General features: G+C 56.4%; 15 protein-coding genes. 7 read left to right on the top strand and 8 right to left on the bottom strand.

Annotated elements, in window-relative coordinates; genetic code table 11:
- Positions 1-49: 49 nt before the first annotated feature.
- The gene (locus tag MWU61_RS13745; RefSeq protein WP_247128947.1) at positions 50-736 is read left to right on the top strand and encodes a M48 family metallopeptidase; all 687 of its coding nucleotides are present in this window, start codon (positions 50-52) and stop codon (positions 734-736) included.
- On the opposite strand, the gene MWU61_RS13750 is transcribed toward MWU61_RS13745, so the two are convergent.
- Together MWU61_RS13750 and MWU61_RS13755 are read right to left on the bottom strand one after the other, a co-directional pair.
- Positions 733-1,275 (bottom strand): PIN domain-containing protein, encoded by a 543-nt coding sequence (locus MWU61_RS13750; protein WP_247128948.1) that lies wholly within the window; start codon positions 1,273-1,275, stop codon positions 733-735. The two genes, MWU61_RS13745 and MWU61_RS13750, sit on opposite strands and share 4 nt — an antisense overlap.
- Positions 1,272-2,468: a class I SAM-dependent rRNA methyltransferase gene (locus MWU61_RS13755; RefSeq protein WP_247128949.1), complete on the bottom strand. Its 1,197-nt coding sequence runs from the start codon at positions 2,466-2,468 to the stop codon at positions 1,272-1,274. Before MWU61_RS13755 ends, MWU61_RS13750 begins: the two co-directional genes overlap by 4 nt.
- A 124-nt stretch (positions 2,469-2,592) precedes the next feature.
- Here MWU61_RS13755 and edd point away from each other — a divergent pair, with 124 nt between their 5' ends.
- The gene (gene edd, locus MWU61_RS13760) at positions 2,593-4,398 is read left to right on the top strand and encodes a phosphogluconate dehydratase (protein WP_247128950.1); all 1,806 of its coding nucleotides are present in this window, start codon (positions 2,593-2,595) and stop codon (positions 4,396-4,398) included.
- A 116-nt stretch (positions 4,399-4,514) separates the two neighbouring features.
- Positions 4,515-5,156: a bifunctional 4-hydroxy-2-oxoglutarate aldolase/2-dehydro-3-deoxy-phosphogluconate aldolase gene (gene eda / locus MWU61_RS13765; protein WP_247128951.1), complete on the top strand. Its 642-nt coding sequence runs from the start codon at positions 4,515-4,517 to the stop codon at positions 5,154-5,156.
- On the opposite strand, the gene MWU61_RS13770 is transcribed toward eda, so the two are convergent.
- Together MWU61_RS13770 and MWU61_RS13775 are read right to left on the bottom strand one after the other, a co-directional pair.
- A complete protein-coding gene (locus MWU61_RS13770; RefSeq protein WP_247128952.1) occupies positions 5,145-5,414 on the bottom strand; it encodes a hypothetical protein in 270 nt (89 codons plus the stop codon). The two genes, eda and MWU61_RS13770, sit on opposite strands and share 12 nt — an antisense overlap.
- A complete protein-coding gene (locus MWU61_RS13775) occupies positions 5,415-8,186 on the bottom strand; it encodes a glutamine-synthetase adenylyltransferase (protein ID WP_247128953.1) in 2,772 nt (923 codons plus the stop codon).
- A gap of 68 nt (positions 8,187-8,254) precedes the next feature.
- Here MWU61_RS13775 and MWU61_RS13780 point away from each other — a divergent pair, with 68 nt between their 5' ends.
- From MWU61_RS13780 to MWU61_RS13795, 4 genes are all read left to right on the top strand, one after another.
- Positions 8,255-8,725 carry a YbaK/EbsC family protein gene (locus MWU61_RS13780; RefSeq protein WP_247128954.1) on the top strand — a complete coding sequence of 157 codons (471 nt, stop codon included), beginning with the start codon at positions 8,255-8,257 and terminating at the stop codon, positions 8,723-8,725.
- A gap of 121 nt (positions 8,726-8,846) precedes the next feature.
- Positions 8,847-9,284 (top strand): DUF2852 domain-containing protein, encoded by a 438-nt coding sequence (locus tag MWU61_RS13785; RefSeq protein ID WP_247128955.1) that lies wholly within the window; start codon positions 8,847-8,849, stop codon positions 9,282-9,284.
- Between the two features lie 49 nt (positions 9,285-9,333).
- Positions 9,334-9,750 carry a DUF2852 domain-containing protein gene (locus MWU61_RS13790; protein ID WP_247128956.1) on the top strand — a complete coding sequence of 139 codons (417 nt, stop codon included), beginning with the start codon at positions 9,334-9,336 and terminating at the stop codon, positions 9,748-9,750.
- A gap of 182 nt (positions 9,751-9,932) precedes the next feature.
- On the top strand, positions 9,933-10,751 hold the full coding sequence (locus tag MWU61_RS13795; RefSeq protein WP_247128957.1) for an arginyltransferase: 819 nt from the start codon (positions 9,933-9,935) through the stop codon (positions 10,749-10,751).
- Here MWU61_RS13795 and MWU61_RS13800 read toward each other — a convergent pair.
- From MWU61_RS13800 to MWU61_RS13815, 4 genes are all read right to left on the bottom strand, one after another.
- The gene (locus MWU61_RS13800; protein WP_247128958.1) at positions 10,748-12,784 is read right to left on the bottom strand and encodes a bifunctional diguanylate cyclase/phosphodiesterase; all 2,037 of its coding nucleotides are present in this window, start codon (positions 12,782-12,784) and stop codon (positions 10,748-10,750) included. The genes MWU61_RS13795 and MWU61_RS13800 overlap by 4 nt on opposite strands.
- Positions 12,785-12,873: 89 nt before the next feature.
- Positions 12,874-15,228: a TRAP transporter large permease subunit gene (locus MWU61_RS13805; RefSeq protein ID WP_247128959.1), complete on the bottom strand. Its 2,355-nt coding sequence runs from the start codon at positions 15,226-15,228 to the stop codon at positions 12,874-12,876.
- 12 nt (positions 15,229-15,240) lie between these two features.
- Positions 15,241-16,212 carry a TRAP transporter small permease subunit gene (locus MWU61_RS13810; protein ID WP_247128960.1) on the bottom strand — a complete coding sequence of 324 codons (972 nt, stop codon included), beginning with the start codon at positions 16,210-16,212 and terminating at the stop codon, positions 15,241-15,243.
- A gap of 119 nt (positions 16,213-16,331) precedes the next feature.
- Positions 16,332-17,414, bottom strand: a complete 1,083-nt coding sequence (locus tag MWU61_RS13815; protein ID WP_247128961.1) for a TRAP transporter substrate-binding protein — start codon at positions 17,412-17,414, stop codon at positions 16,332-16,334.
- Positions 17,415-17,566: the final 152 nt, after the last annotated feature.

Genomic DNA, 17,566 nt, shown 5'->3' on the forward strand with positions numbered 1-17,566 from the left:
AACACATCCAGCGCTTGCCCCGCACGCCCCCGCGCCCCATATCTAGGGTATGTTGCGCCTCGCCCCCATTTTGCTCGCCGTTCTGTACGGCCTCGCCATGTATCGCTTTTCCGTTTGGCGGACGCAGCGCGAGCTTGATCAGAAATCAACGCCGTTAACCGATCCCATGCTACGCCAGCTCTGTGATCAAATGGCCGGTGCGTTGGATTTGAAACAGATCAAGGTCAACATCTACGAAATTGAACCTGTGAATGGCCTCGCGTCCCCTGACGGGCGGATTTTTATCACGCGTGGTTTCTTCAACAAATACCGCGCGGGCAAGGTGTCTGCGGATGAAATGGCCAGCGTGATTGCCCATGAACTGGGGCACGTGGCACTGGGCCATGCCCGTCGCCGCATGATCGACTTTTCCGGCCAGAACGCCGCGCGCACTGCGATCGCAATGGTGCTGGGACGGTTCCTGCCTTTTGGTATTGGCAACTGGATCGCAGGACATGCAATGCGGCTTTTGGCGGCAGGTTTATCCCGTAAGGACGAATTTGAAGCTGATGCTTACGCATCTGCCCTGCTCGTCAAATCCGGCATCGGCACCGCACCGCAGATTTCGCTATTCCATAAGCTCGAAACGCTGACAGGCGCACGTGGCGCAAAAATTCCCGCGTGGATCATGAGCCACCCAAAGACCGACCAACGGATCGCGGCGATTGAAGCAAACGCTGCGAAATGGCAGGCTTAGGCCGTTAGGGCTTTGCCCAAACGCGGCAGTCGCGCCTTCTTCATCAATGGCCGCATCTGCCAGTCGTCGCCTGACAACCGTCGCGCCTCAGCCAACACCGCGTCGCCGACACCTCGCACCACATCCGGGTTTTGATGGAACATCTCGACGAGATAAACGTCAGGGCTAAGCCGATCCAGATCGTTCTCGGCCAGCACATCCTTCGGGAAATCCTTGACGTTCACCGTCATAATCGCGTCGCAAGACCCCACAACAGCGGCCGTCAGCACATGGATGTCGTCCTTGTCGGGCAACCAGAACTGACGCAGCTTGTCTTCGGGATAGGCCACCACAGCATTCGGAAAACGGGCAGAAACACCGGCGATTTCACCACGCGCCAAGGTTTCCCCTTCTGGCCCGATCTTGCGTGCTGCCCGCGCCCATTCTTCCAAAATGCGTGCTGACCAGCGAACTTCAAACAGGCCCGCCTGCGCACAGCCAAGCACGACTTCGCGCATGACTGTTGGGTAAAGAACGCAGGTGTCGACCAAGACCCTCACAGGCGGAAGAAGACCGATTTCAGATAACCTGTTTCCGCCAGATGCGGCATCAACGGGTGATCAGGACCGGCAAAGCCCGTGTAAATGATCTGACCACGACGCCCTGCACGGCCAATCCCGCGCGCCGATGCGTTGCGGAATTTTGTCAGATCCGCAGCATGTGAACACGAACACAGCCCCAGATAGCCGCCCTCAGCGACCAAAGGTGCCGCAAGACGCGCGACACGTTCATAGGCGCGCAGGCCTGCTTCCATCGCCTTTTTCGACGGCGCAAATGCGGGTGGATCACAGATCACAACGTCAAACGTCTCGCCCTCTTCCGCCAGTTTCGTCAATACGTCAAAGGCATCGCCCTTACGCGTTGTAAACTTATCTGACACGCCCATCGCCTCAGCACCTTGTGCTGCGAGATCCAAGGCAGGTTGCGATCCGTCAACGGCCAATGCAGACGCCGCGCCACCAGCCAAAGCTGCTAGACCAAACCCGCCAACGTGTGAAAACACATCCAAGACCCGTGCGCCTTTGGACAGCGACGCCGCAAACGCATGGTTCGGACGTTGATCAAAGAACAGACCGGTTTTCTGGCCACCAATGACATCCGCCATATAGGTCGCGCCGTTCATCTGTACCGGAATTGCCGCTGTGGGCGTCTGGCCAACCATCACATCGGTGCGTTCGTCCAGACCTTCCAAGGTCCGCGCACGCCCCGTTCCGTTCATCACCACGGTCGCAACACCCGTCACATCGACCAGTGCCGCAACAAGCGCCTCGATATTCGCATCCGCATAAGCCGCATTGGGTTGCACAACAGCCGTATCGCCAAAGCGGTCAATTACAACACCCGGCAGTCCGTCCGCTTCTGCATGAACCAACCGATAAAACGGTTCCGCAAACATCCGTTCACGGTGTGTCAAAGCACGCTGTAATTTCGCCGCGAACCACGCCTGATCAATCACCGCATTTTCATCGCGGTCCAACATCCGGCAGATGATTTTCGACTGCGGGTTTACCGCGACCATCCCCAACGGACGGCGTTCTGCATCTTCAAGCCGCGCGATCGTGCCCGCCTTGATGCCTTTGGTGCGGCGGTCCATGACCACCTCGTTTGCGTAAACCCATGGAAAACCATGCCGAATTGCGCGGGCATCACCCTTTGGGTTCAGGCGCACTGTGGGGGAAGCTGTATCTGTCATACCTGCCTCCTACAGCGAAACACCGTCCCTTGGAAAGAGCCCAGCCAGACTGCGACAAAGAACACTGTTGTTAGCGCTAACAAACCCTGCTACGAGAGCACCAAATCAAACGTAGAGGTGCGTCATGACACTGAACTCCCAAATCGCCGCAGTCACAGACCGTATTCGCAAACGGAGCGAAGCCACACGCGGGGCCTATCTGGATTTGATGGCAAAGGCCGCCTCTGACGGTCCGCGTCGCGGGCATATTTCGTGTAGCGGTCAAGCCCACGCGTTTGCGGCAATGGGCGAACAAAAGGGTGATCTGGCGGCAGGCAAAGCGCCCAACATCGGGATCATCACCGCATATAACGACATGCTGTCCGCGCACCAACCGTTTGAAACATATCCGAACCTGATCAAATCAGCCGCGCGCGCGGTTGGGGCCACGGCCCAAGTTGCAGGTGGCGTGCCTGCGATGTGTGACGGCGTGACCCAAGGCGAAACAGGCATGGAATTGTCCCTGTTTTCGCGTGACGTGATCGCATTGGCGGCGGGCGTCGGCCTGTCTCACAATGTCTTTGACGCGGCAGTTTACCTTGGCGTCTGCGACAAGATCATTCCGGGTCTGGTGATTGCCGCCGCAACGTTTGGCTACATCCCGTCCGTGTTCCTGCCCGCAGGTCCCATGGTCAGCGGCCTGCCTAACGATGAAAAAGCCAAAGTCCGCCAGAAATTCGCCATCGGTGAAGCGACACGCGAAGAACTGATGGCCGCCGAAATGGCCGCCTACCATGGTCCGGGCACCTGTACCTTCTACGGCACAGCCAACACCAACCAGATGTTGATGGAATTCATGGGGCTGCACCTGCCAGGCGCGTCATTCGTGAACCCGAACACGCCATTGCGCGATGCGTTGACCGTTGCAGGCACCGAACGCGCCGCTGCAATCACAAGCCTCGGCAACGAATTCCGTCCGGTCTGCGATATTCTCGACGAGAAGACATTTGTGAACGGCCTTGTGGGTCTGATGGCGACTGGCGGTTCCACGAACCTCGTCCTGCATTTGCCCGCCATGGCGCGCGCCGCTGGCGTAATCCTCGACCTCGAAGATTTCGATGACATCTCAAAAGCCGTGCCTTTGATGGCCAAGGTCTACCCAAACGGTCTGGCCGACGTAAACCACTTCCACGCGGCGGGTGGGCTTCAGTACCTGATCAACGACCTGCTCGATGCGGGTCTGCTGCACGACGACGTGAAAACCGTCGCGGGCGACGGGCTATCGCATTACCGCAATGAAGCCGAACTGAAAGACGGACGCGTCAGCTACCGTGCCGGAGCGAAAAAAAGCTTGAACGAAAAAATCGTGCGCCCTGTGTCCGATCCGTTTGCGACCACCGGCGGGCTTGTGCAACTGGCAGGCAACCTTGGGCGCGGCGTGATGAAAGCATCCGCTGTGGCACCAGAACGGCACATAGTCGAAGCACCGGCAAAGGTTTTCCATACTCAAGACGCTGTTAAAGCGGCCTTTAAGGCTGGCGAATTGGCCCAAGACACGATCATCGTTGTGCGTTTTCAAGGACCACGGTCCAACGGGATGCCAGAACTGCACGGCCTGACACCGACCCTGTCGATCATGCAGGATCGGGGCCTCAAGGTAGCGCTCGTAACCGACGGCCGCATGTCAGGCGCATCCGGTAAAGTCCCATCCGCAATCCACGTCAGCCCAGAGGCCGCAGACGGCGGACCGCTTGCGAAAATCCAAGACGGAGACATCATCCGCCTTGACGCCACGTCCGGGACCATTGATGTAGTCGGCGTCGATCTGGACACACGCGACCTTGCGGTTGCGGACCTGACTGGCAATGGAAACGGGGTTGGCCGCGAATTGTTCGAGGTCTTCCGCCAGAACGTTGGACGTGCCTCTGAAGGCGCAGGCGTTGTGGTTTAACTTTTATGCCTCCGGCGGGGATATTTGGTGCCAAAAGAAACGGGGACAAAATTCCCGCGACATCAGCGCCTGATACTGCCGCCGCATAATACGTAACGCAGACGAAAGAGATACCAATGACACCGCAAGACGCCTCTCAAGCCGCCGCCGACATTTGCGCCCTCGCACCTGTTGTGCCTGTGCTGGTTGTGGAAAAAGCCGACACTGCCGAAGAACTCGCAAAAGCACTGGTTGCTGGCGGTTTGCCTGCGTTGGAAGTCACGTTGCGCACGCCAGCCGCGTTGGACGTGATCCGCGAGATGGCAAAAGTTGAAGGCGGCGTTGTCGGTGCTGGCACATTGTTGACGCCGAAAGACGTGGAAAATGCGAAGGCCGCGGGTGCAACATTTGGCGTCTCTCCGGGTGCGACAGACAAACTGCTCGACGCATGTGAAGCCAACGATTTGCCATTGCTTCCGGGTATTGCGACGTCGTCCGAGGCGATGCGCCTGCTGGAACGCGGTTATTGGGTTCAGAAGTTTTTTCCTGCCGAGGCAAATGGCGGTGCCGCAGCCCTGAAAGGTATCGGCGGTCCGATCCCACAGGTGAAGTTTTGCCCAACAGGCGGTGTTTCATTGAAGAACGCACCGGATTACCTGAGCCTGTCGAACACGCTTTGTGTTGGTGGTAGCTGGGTTGCCCCAAAGAACTTGATTGATGCGGGCGACTGGGCTGGCATCACCGCTATCGCAGCCGAGGCCGCAAAACTAACGCGCTAATCTCGCAGCTCGCCCGCCCCGTCGTTTGGCGGGGCTGGCATCGGCCAATGCGGCCGTCAGCGTTTGTGTCATCGGATGATCCAACCGCCCCGGCCCGTAAGCGGTCAGCAGCTTTTCAATGGCAGGCGTGTGGTCGTCGCTATTGTGGCTCAACGCCCAATCCAGAAAAATTGACCGGCACTCATAGGATGAAATGCCATCAATGTTATAGGCTTCGCGGATCAGACCCTTGGGGTCGAGCGGATCTCTTTCAGCCATTTAAGTCTCTCCTGCCAATAGCGCCGTTATCGCCGCATCCGCTTGTGTCGCGGCATCATCCATCTGGGTCAAAAGAGATTGCATGTCCTCTGCCCCCGTTTCACGTAGCACCACAGCGCACCCGCCCACACCGATCTGTTCAGGGTCCAGTACCCCGCCTGTCAACAAACGCGCAGCGCCCTGCACCGCTGAGAATAGACGATACGCCCGCAGGATCGCATCGGCCTGCGCGGCATCGAGCCACCCGTCCGCGACACCCGCCGCAATCTGGTCTTCCGTCGCGATAACCGCCTGACCTGCACGTAAGGCAGCCGCTTGCGCCAACAGTTCGCAATCCTGCAGACGTCCTACACCGTTCTTGGCATCCCACGCGGCCCCGTCTCCACGCGCATCTGCGATCCGGCGCCGCATATCCCGCAGGTCTGTCATGATCCCCGCTTTGTCGCGGTGCTTGGCCACGACGACACCCAAAAATTCGGTGATTTCAGCACACAGACCGGTGTCCCCAACAATCGGTTGCGCCCGCGTAAGCGCAAGATGTTCCCAAGTCCAAGCTTCGTTCAATTGGTAGCTCTTGAAAGCAGGCAGCGATGTCGCCACTGGCCCTTGCCGTCCCGATGGACGTAACCGCATGTCCACTTCATACAACCGACCTTCGGACATTGGCGCGGAAAGTGCGGTCACCAAAGCCTGTGTCAAACGCGCAAAATACGGTCGCACAGCCAGCGGGCGCGGCCCGTCGGACATTTCGGCCTCGCCCGCATCGTAAATCACGATCAGGTCCAGATCAGACATCGCCGTCAGACGATGCGCACCCAGCGACCCCATCCCAACAACAGCAGCCCCACGACCGGGGGCGGCCCCGTGTTTCCGAGCAAATTCTACTTCGACCACAGGCATCACAGCCGCGATAGAGGCCGCCGCAAGGTCCGCATATTGCTGCCCCGCTGTGGGCGTATCGGTCAAACCGCGCAACAAATGCACCCCAATCCGGAAATGCCATTCCTTTGCCCAACGCCGCAACGCGATCAATTGCGCCTCGTAATCGGGTGCGGCCTGCAGAACCTTGCCCGCCTCAACAGTCAGCGCATCCGCACCCGGCCAATCGCCAAAGAACGATCCCCCCAGCACGGCGTCAAAAACACCTGAATTGCGCGAAAGATATTGGGCCAAGGCAGGTGCCGTTGCTGCAATATCCACGATCAACTGGGTCAGCTGCGGGTTCGCTTCAAACAACGAAAACAGCTGCACGCCTGCGGGAAGCCCTGCCAGAAAACCGTCAAACTGCGCCAGCGCTTCGTCCGGTTTTGCAGACGCCGCCAGACGGCGCATAATATCAGGCCGTAACCGATCAAAAATCGCCTGCCCGCGGTCCGATCGTAACGCGGGGTACGTCGGCCAACGGTCTGTGGTGTCTTTGCCCCAATCGCTATTGTCTTCCGCTGCGACCTCGTCCGGCGCAAAGAAGCTTTCCGTCAGTTCATGCACTGCGTCCAACCGCGTCTGAATGTCCGCCCGCAGCCCCGCCACATCGCGCCCCATCAACGCCGCCAAGCGGGCAAAGCCATCATCGGTCGTCGGCAACGTGTGGGTCTGCGCGTCATTGATCATCTGCAACCGATGTTCGATTTCGCGGTGGAATTCATAATGATCGGTCAGCTCTGCTGCATTATCGTCGGTGATCCAGCCCGCGGCCGCCAAACGCTGCAACCCTTCCACCGTTTCGCGGGTCCGCAATGACGGATCACGCCCGCCCGAAATCAACTGTCGGGTCTGCGTGAAAAATTCGATCTCGCGAATACCACCCTGCCCCAGCTTCATATTGTGGCCTTCAAGCGATTGCGTCCCGCCCAGCCCCTTATGATCCTTGATCAGCAACCGCATATCATGCGCGTCTTGGATCGCGGCAAAATCCAGATGCTTACGCCAGACAAACGGGCGCAACGTATCCAAAAACCGCATGCCCGCCGCGAGATCACCACCGCAGGGGTTTGCCTTGATGTACGCGGCGCGTTCCCATGTGCGGCCAAGGCTTTCGTAATACCGTTCGGCCGTTTCCATCGAAATGCAGACTGGCGTGGACGACGCATCGGGGCGTAACCGCAGATCGGTCCGAAAAACATAGCCGCCTTTCGTCACATCCTGCATGATCGCCGTCATCTTGCGGGTCACGCGGATAAATGCGGCGCGGGCGTCGTGGTAGTCGTCAGGGTCGAACCGCGTTTCATCAAACAGACAGATCAGGTCGATATCGGATGAATAGTTCAACTCCCTCGCGCCCATCTTGCCCATCGCAAGCGCCACCATCCCTGCCCCGGTCGCGGCATCCGCATCGACCATCCCCGGCAGCTTGCCGCGCTTGATTTCTGCAGCAACCAATTGTGTGATGCACTGATGAACAACGGCATAGGAAAAATCGGTGATGGTCCCGGTGACGGTCGCCAAAGGCCACACGCCCGACAGGTCCGCCAATGCCGTGATCAACGCAATCCGGCGTTTGGCTTGGCGCAGGTGATCTGCCAGATCAGCAGCCTGACACCCGCGCACTCCTGCCAGAATATCAGCGACCGCCGTCTCTGGATCATCCATTGCGGGGATGACCCAATTCGCTTCGCTTTTCAGCAAACCTGCAAGGTACGGACTAGACCCCGCCGTGCCCCTGATCAGGTCCGCCAAACCATCCGGTAATACGTCAAACGCAGCCAAGGCATCCGCGCCCCGTTCAGCATTATACGGATGCGGGCAACGGGTCATCCGGTCGGCGATACTCATGGGGAAGCTCTTGTCTTTAGGGAAACGCGATGATGTGTTGGACGTCCACGCTAGGCAAGGACGGTCCCATGAGCAAGAGCTTGAAACGAGTGAAAGCAGCCCTTGAGGCCGCAGGCATCACAGCAGACGTCATGGAAATGGGCGAACTGACCAAAACCGCGCAACAAGCCGCAGACGCCGCTGGGTGTCATTTGGACCAGATCGCGAAATCCGTGATCTTCCAAGGCTTGGACAGCGGTGACGCGGTCCTGTTCCTGACAGCGGGTGGTAACACGGTAGACGCGGACAAGGCCAGCCGCGTCGCACGCGAACCGCTCGGCAAAGCGGACGCGGCGCTGATACGCAAACAAACCGGCTTTGCCATCGGGGGCGTTTCCCCCGTTGGGCACCTGAACCCGATACGGGCGTTCGCGGACCCTAGATTGGCGGAATTCGACGTTATTTATGCGGCAGCGGGCACGCCACGGCACATTTTACCGATCAATCCGGATGAACTTCTGCAAATTTCAAACGCGCAAACAGCTGATTTTACAAGTTAATCTCGAGAAATGTAAAATACATTTACATTATCCCTTGCAAGGATACGCCACACCTCCCATCTTGAGTAATGTAAAGGGCATAAACATAAGACCCTCTACCTTACACACAAAGGATTTTGAGATGAACACCGCAACCCTGAACTCCACGTCTTCCATGGGCACACAGGCCCCTGGCTTTTTTGCCCGGACCGAAGCGTGGTTGGACGCACGCGGTCGGGCTGCATGGATCACAGCAATGGTCGGCAGCTATATTGTTTTCTGGCCGGTTGGTCTGGCGATGACGGCTTATATGGTCATCAACAACAAATTTTCGGGCACGCACAGCCGGAAACGCTGTCACCGTGGGTCACATTCTGTCCACATGAACCGGTCCACGGGCAACGCAGCCTTTGACACGTACAAAGACGAAACGCTGCGCCGCTTGGAAGAAGAACAGACAAACTTCGAGGAATTCCTCGAACGTCTGCGCGAAGCCAAAGACAAAGCAGAATTCGACCAATTTATGGACGAACGTGGTCATCAGAGCAAATCTGACGACTCTGCTGAAACCTCTCACTAATGGTTCAACGGGTCCCTTCGGGGACCCCATTTGATTTAGGATTTTTTCGATGACCCACACACCGTCCCCCGCACAACAGATGCCGGTCGCTGTCCAAATTGTATCAACCGTGTTGTTTGCAGGGTTTGCTATTCCGGTCACCATTGTCGCGCTGAATGTCTTTTGGCCGGCAGGTATCGCAATCGCAGCCATCCTTGCATGGCGCGGTGGATTTGCACCGGGAATGGGGAATAGCATTGATATGGCAGCCCTTGGTGAAGCCGTAAAAACCGTTTCCCCCGAAGCCGCCCAACGGCGCAGCGGCAACGCCAGCTTTGACCGGTACCGCGACGAAATGCTGGAACGGCTCGAGCACGAACAAGAAAACTTTGAAGATTTCTTGGACCGCCTCCGCGCTGCGAAAGACTCGACTGAATTTGATCAGTTTATGGATGACCGTGCAGGCAGATTGTCCGCATCGTCCTAAGACGGGTGTCCCCCCATCCCCGTCGCGCCTTGCCTGTGTCCCCGGGCAAGGCGCCCCTTTTTTGAGCGGTTGCACGAAAGAACGGCATAAGATTGCTTTGTAAGAACCTCGCTATTTTCGGGGGGCTTGGTTTGTGCAATATTGCTTGCTAACGTCACCCTAGTTCATTTCGCCAGAGTACCATGCGCCACACGCTTCCCATTGCGCCGCAGTTTTATGTCACGGCTCCGCAACCCTGCCCTTACCTTGAGGGCCGGATGGAACGGAAGTTGTTCACTGCTTTGCAAGGTGACACCGCAACGCGTCTGAATGATAGCCTGTCCAAACAAGGATTTCGGCGGTCGCAGAACGTGCTTTACCGCCCGTCTTGTTCGGAATGTTCGGCCTGTATGTCTGCGCGCATCCGTGTTGCGGACTTTGTGCCGACAAAATCCCAAAAACGCGTCAGGAACCGCAATACGAACCTGTCACGCCGCGCGACGTCGCCTTGGGCGACTGAAGCGCAATACGATCTTTTCCGGCGTTATCTGGATAGCCGTCACGCGTCCGGTGGCATGGCCGACATGGACATGTTCGAATTCGCAGCCATGGTCGAAGAAACCCCGATCCGGTCCCGATTGATCGAATATACCGACAAAGAAACAGAAGATTTGCGGGCCGTATGCCTGACAGATATTCTCGATGACGGGTTGAGCCTTGTGTATTCGTTCTTCGATCCGGACTTTGAACGATCGTCGCTGGGCACGTTCATCATTCTCGACCACATCGCCATCGCGATCGACCTCGGCCTGCCCTATGTCTATTTAGGCTACTGGGTGCCAGGATCGCCGAAGATGGAGTATAAATCCAAATTCAGCGGGTTAGAGGTTTATCACAACCGTGAATGGGCCCCCATTCGCGAACCTTCGGACTATGATAGCGCGCTACATCCGCTCAGCACCGATCCCATCGCTGAACAAGTGGCACGGATAAGTCTGCCAGACAGCCGCCCAACGGGTTAAGCGATCTTCGGTCCGCGGGCCTGTTTCATTGTAACATCGCGAACATCGTCAACTGGCATTGGTTTGCCAAAGAAATACCCTTGCACCGCGTCACAACTTTCTCCGGCTAGAAATGCGATTTCTTCTGCAACCTCTGCCCCTTCCGCAAGAACCGGCACATCTAGCGCGCCACCCAACAAAAGCGTGGCGCGCACAATTGCAGCGTTTTGTCGACTTTGATGGACGTTGTGTACAAAGCTGCGGTCAATTTTGATTTTATCAAACGGAAAGGCCTGCAGGGTCGACAACGACGAATATCCGGTGCCAAAATCGTCCATCGCAATGCGTATCCCCATCGATTTCAGTTTATGCATCACGGCAAGCGCGTTGTCTTGATCCTGAATGATAGTGGCTTCGGTGATTTCGACTTCTAAGCGTTCAGGCGCGAGCTGGCAGTCGTCCAAAATCGCAAGAACCTGCGTCACAAAGTCGGGTTCGATCAATTGTTGCGGCGATACGTTGACAGCAATCGGATAAGGTTGATTCCATGTTGCAGCTTCCTGACATGCCGTCCGCATCACCCACATCCCGATGTCTTTGATCAGGCCGGTTTCCTCGGCCAGCGGTATAAATACATTCGGGCCAATCAGCCCTCTTTCAGGATGTCGCCAGCGCAACAGAACCTCAAAGCCAATGATGGCGTGACTGACGATGCTGTTTTGGAATTGGTAGTGCAAAAACAACTCTTCCCGGTCGATTGCCTTGCTAAGATCACCCATTAACGCCTGTTTTTCTCGCTTGCGTTGCTCGATTTCATTGTCATAAAACTCAATTTTGCTGCGCGACTGGCCCTTGGCCTGATACATTGCCAGATCCGAATATTGTTGCAGCGTTTCCAGTTGATCCCCGTCGTCGGGGTACGTCGCAATCCCGATGCTGACCCCCAGTTTCAGATCAGACATGCCTAAATATAGCGGTTCGCCAATAGCGGTTTGCAGGCGCATGGCAAATTCGCGCGCGTCATCTGGGTCGGTCAAATCCGACTTCAACGCCGCGAATTCATCCCCCCCAATACGTGCAATGAATTCATGATCCTGCAGCACGGCATTCATTTGATCGGCGACATGTCGCAGCACGATATCACCTGTCGCATGTCCCATCGTGTCATTGATTTGTTTAAATAAATCCAAATCAATCGTCAGAACCGCAATCCGGATTTGGTGCCCCCGATCAACCCGTTTTTGCAGACGCGCGGCACGTTCCGCAAAACCCAAACGATTTGGCAACATCGTCAGCAAATCGCGGCGCACCGCATCGCTTAACTTGCGTTGCGTATCCGCGCTCATTTCAGTTTCAATGACGAACGTGGTGAAGCCGATCAACAGGATCAGGCTCACCACCGTCAAAACGATGAACCCTAAAACAAAGTTCGAAATCAAGCGCGCAGGCACAATATAGCTGGGGTCAGGGACAAATGTCGCCGCAGCCATCCCTGTGAAATGCATGGTGCAAACCGACAAAACCATCGCAACGGTGGCACCCGCCCAACAAAACCGTGTCACAGGATGCATCACGCGGTGCACCATGATCATGCCAAACACGCTGCCGAAAACGATCGACAGAATGACGAGGTCTGAATTCCATTCAAACTGCCCCTGGACCTTTAGTGCTGCCATCCCGATGTAATGCATTGCGGTCACGGTCAGGCCGAACAACGTGCCGCCCACAACGCTTCGCCATCGCATCTGCGGCATTGCCGCAAGTGCGACAGCCGCAGTACAGCCGCCGATAGCAATGAGCAGTGATAGCCCCGTGAGAACGGGTTCATAGGCGGTCGTGTCAGCAGGGCTATACCCCAGCATCCCGATAAAATGGGTCGCCCAGACAGTGGTCCCTGCAATCATTGCAGCAAGACCCAGATGCAGTTGACGTCGCCTTCTACGCAATGCCTTGGACCGCATCAGAAGCACGACAGTCAAAGCTGCACCAATCGTACATACGAACGCCGCCACAATGACAAAGCCACCGTGATGGGCGTGGACAAGATCGGACATCGCGTGTTTCATAAAGAAAGCCCCGGTTCTGCGCTCTGCATAACCGGGGCTTCCTAAAGTTTCGTTGACGCGGCACTAAGCCGCGTCCGTTAATTCAGCAAATTCGGAACAATTGTCACCACCGCAGGGAAGGCTGCTAGCAACGCGAGGCCCGCAACTTGGATTCCGATGAATGGCATCACACCGCGATAGATTTGACCCGTCGTGATTTCCTTTGGGGCAACACCCCGCAAGTAGAACAAGGCAAAACCGAACGGTGGCGTCAGGAACGATGTCTGCAGGTTCACCGCAATCATGATCGTGACCCACTTCGGATCGAATGTACCGCCGTAAATGACGGGCCCTACAATCGGGATCACGATGTAGATGATTTCAAGGAAATCAAGCACGAAGCCCAACACAAACAGCACCAACATTACGATGATAAAGACCTGCCATTCGCTATCGAAGGAGCGCAGGAATTGCTGGATATAATGCTCACCACCAAACGAAATCAGCACAAGGTTCAACAACTGCGACCCGATCAGAATTGTGAAAACCATCGACGTCACTTTGGCTGTTTCGCGGACCACCGGGGACAGAACCCCGCCCGTGAACAACACACCACATGACCAGATCAGACCGAACATCGCGAACAGGAAGGCTGCGAAGGCAACCAAGTAGGCCACGTAGTTTTCGAACAACACGACCTCTTGGCCGAGGCGCATATCAAAGTTCGTGCCGACCAGCAGCATGATCATGATTGCAGCAGTGGTATAAAGCACCATGTTGCCTGACTTGCCCTGCTCTTGCAGCTTGCGGAAGGTGGCCAATAGTATAGCCCCGCCTGCCCCAAGTGCCGCTGCAGGTGTCGGGTTTGTAATCCCGCCAAGGATAGACCCAAGCACGGCAATGATCAGCACCAATGGTGGGAAGACCACTTTGACGATCTCATTGGCAAACAAACGTGCAGATGCATGTTTCATGCCATAGAACACCGCGATCATTGGCAATGCGATCAGGACAACGGTGGTTCCCGGTGTCGTCAATGGCCCGATCAACAGGATATCGACCAACAACAAGGCCAGCACACCAGCAGCACCTGCGATCAGCGGTGCCGCGTTTGCAGAAGGTGCAACACCGCGTGCCAGTACCAACGTCAGACCTGCAAGCAGTGCGATCAGACCGATGCCTGTGCCGATCGGTGCCGCTGCCGCTACTTTCGCGTCCACAGCTGCCGCACGTTCTTCCGGCGACAATTCACGTGCTTCGGCAACGCCGCCCGCATCATCAATCGCGGCTTGTTCGGCCAATGCCGCAGCCCACGCTTCCGCACCGTGCAATTCCTGCATAGAGGCTGCGCATTCTTCACCAACATTGGTCCGCAAGGACGCCGTTTGGCCCGCATCTGTGTAGCTATCGACGATAACTGTCTGGGACCCACGGATGTCGAACGCACCAAAGGCGATGAACACGGCGATCAATGCGACAGGTGCACCAAGGAACCACAACAGCGCTTCGTTACGCGTGATGACTTCACCGCTAGACGCTTCGCCCATCTCCACGGGTGGGGCCTTCGATGGGTTCAGCAATGCGAAGCCAAATGCATATGCGGCATAAAGGAACGCCAACAAAATACCCGGCAACAAAGCCGCTTGGAACAACGTCCCCACCGACACAACCGCAGGCTCACCAAGGAACGTCAGCGCGTCTGAACAGCCAGCCAATTGGGCGCGGTCTTCTTGTGCAGCGGAATACAGGTCGCCCGCGAGCGTCCCGAGAAGAACGATCACGATAGATGGTGGAATGATCTGACCCAGCGTACCGGATGCGGCAATCACACCAGTAGACAGTTCCGGCGAATAGCCGTTCTTCAACATGGTTGGCAGCGCCAGCAGCCCCATGGTCACAACGGTCGCACCAACGATCCCTGTAGACGCCGCGAGGAACGCCCCCACGATCACGATGGACACAGCCAAACCACCCGGCAGCGGGCCAAAGACCTTCGCCATTGTTGTCAGCAATTCATCCGCAATACGGGACCGTTCCAATACGATACCCATCATGACGAACATCAGCACGGCCAACAGCGTCTCAATCGACTGACCCGCGAGGACGCGTTCGTTCATCCGGTTCACCAAGAAACCAACGTTCCGGTCCAGCGCCATTTCCCAACCCTGCGGGAACAGCGCCGTTTCATAAATCGGCAAATCGGGGTTTCGGAACACCGATATGGCGTCGGGTCTGACCCCTTCTGCGATCAAGGCCGCATAGGCGTCCGATCCAGTGTCGATGGCCTCGTGGATCAAAAGACCCGAACTATCGAGTGCAGCAATCACAGCGAATGAAATGACCGCAGAGCCACCAATCGCAAAGGCCACGGGAAAGCCTGACAGAATGCCCGCAAAGAGCGTCAGGAAAACAATGATAATACCGACTTCTACGCCGTCTAATCCAAAAAGCATGGTCTTTGGTCCTTAATGAATTTCAGCGACGAGTTCGGCTTGCGCGTCACCCAGCTTGTCTTTGTCGAGGTACTTGCCGTCGCTATCCTCGCCCTCTTTGCGCTCAAGGTATGAGCGGTAGAAGAACGCGATGGCTTGCAAGATCACCATCAAGGTGAAGATCACGAGCAGAATTTTGAACAGGAAGTAGGCGTTGAACCCGTTTGGAGAAAACCCGATGGTCTCAATATTCCAGCGCAGTGCACGGGACTTGCCCAGCAGACGTTCAAGACTATCAGACGCAGATGGGTTCGGCACCACAAGGTGACGCCACAAGAAGAACCAACCGTAAAGCCATGTCAGCAGTGCGGCAGGCACCATGAACAGCATGGCCCCGATCATATCGATCGTGCGCTTGGCACGGTACGAAATCGCGGAATAGACAAGGTCAACACGCACGTGGCCGCCTTGGACGAATGTGTATGTGGCGCACAAACAAACGATCATCGCGTTGTAAAGCTTCAGTTCTTCTGACCACCAGCTGACGTCCTTGGTGAAGGCCGACCCGAACCCGAGCGATATTTCGGACACCGCAAAGATACGCTGCATAAAAATGATCATGATCTGCTGGAGAACCATCAACAGGCCCGCCCATGCAAAGAAGCGACCAACGCCGTTGGCAAAACCTTCCAACACGCGCACGCAGGCCCACATGAACTGATTGCGGAAGAAACCAACGATAGTGATCGCCAAGAAGATGGCGAACAACACAAAGAACAGTTCAGCCGAGGCACCGTAGTAAATGAACCGCATCACGGATTCTTTGTTCGACCAATCCAGCCACTGACCCGGATGCGCAAAGGCGTAGACCAAGTTGAACGGTGCTTCGAGAAGGTTGCCGAAGAAGTATTGGATGGGGCCGCCCATCTCAAACTTATCAAGACAACTGATCGTGTCTTCTGCAGATGCACGGAAAAATCCCGTGCAGGCGATATCGTCTTCCATGATGTCCCCCAAAATGCGTGGGGTCCCTCCCCGGGCCCGCACCACGCTAAAATTTCAATGGTGGCCCGACGTCAATTTGACGTCGGGCCGAACCTTATTGGCTAAAATTCCCGTAGGAATTAGCCCATGACACGGTCACGCTGGGCGCGGTACGCACCTTCGGACTTCTGGATCCAACCAGAAGACGCAGCCATGGATGCGTTGTAAGACGCGCGCAGGCGGTCATACAGGTCATCACCATTGTACTGGTCCATCGTTTCGCGTGCAGCATCGCCCATCGCATCCCAAACAGTGTCAGGGAATTCGAGAACTTTTACGCCGCCGGCTTGCAGACGCTGCAGTGCTGCACCGTTGTTGTCCATGAACTGGGCAAGGTTCCACTGGTGTGCTTCGCCAGATGCGATCTCGATGACCTTCTGGTGCGCAGGTGAGAGGCTCTCAAACACGTCGAGGTTCGTCGCCAAAGACAGGGCTGCGCCCGGCTCGTGCATACCAGCTGTGTAGTAGAACTTGGTGATTTCTTGGAAACCAGCCTTTTCATCCGCCCATGGGCCGATCCACTCAGTGCCGTCGATGGCGCCAGACGCGAGAGCTTGGTAAACTTCAGCACCTGGAAGGTTCTGAACGGATGCGCCCATTTTACCCAGTGCTTGACCACCAAGACCCGGCATACGGAACTTGAGACCTTGGAAATCTTCTGGACCAGCGATCTCTTTGGAGAACCAGCCACCGGCCTGTGGACCAGTGTTACCAGCCAAGAATGACTTCAGACCAAAGATAGAACCCAGCTCGTCGTGGAATGCGCGGCCTTCGCCTTGGTAATACCAGTTAGAGATTTCCTGTGGCGTCATGCCGAAAGGCACGGATGTGAAGAACGCGTAACCAGGGTGCTGGTTGACGAAGTAGTAGTCAGCACCGTGGTACATGTCAGCCTGACCAGACGTCACAGCGTCAAACACTTCGAACGCACCGACGAGTTCGCCAGCCGCTTTCAGATCGATGGTCAGGTCGCCATCAGTCATTGCAGTGATTGTGTCAGCGGCACGCTGAGCTGCGTCATGCACACCAGCAAGGCCACGGCCCCACGTTGTGACAAGCGTCAGTGTCCGCTTGCCCTGCGCGTAAGCAGGTGCTGCCAGCGTAGTTGCTGCTGCAGCTGTCCCGCCAAGCGCGGAATTTTTAAGAAAAGAACGACGATCCATTTGGTTTCCTCCCATTGGTATTCCTCACAGCACGCGCACCTCCCAGTGGCGCACTGCGGATCATTTCGTAGGCAAAAGCTAGCCTAGTCGTCCGGAAGGTAAAATACGTAGTTCTGCGTAGTTTGTGGTCGAATTTGCAGAATTTGCGATTT

It is taken from the genome of Loktanella sp. F6476L (assembly GCF_023015725.1).
Classification (GTDB): Bacteria; Pseudomonadota; Alphaproteobacteria; order Rhodobacterales; family Rhodobacteraceae; genus Yoonia.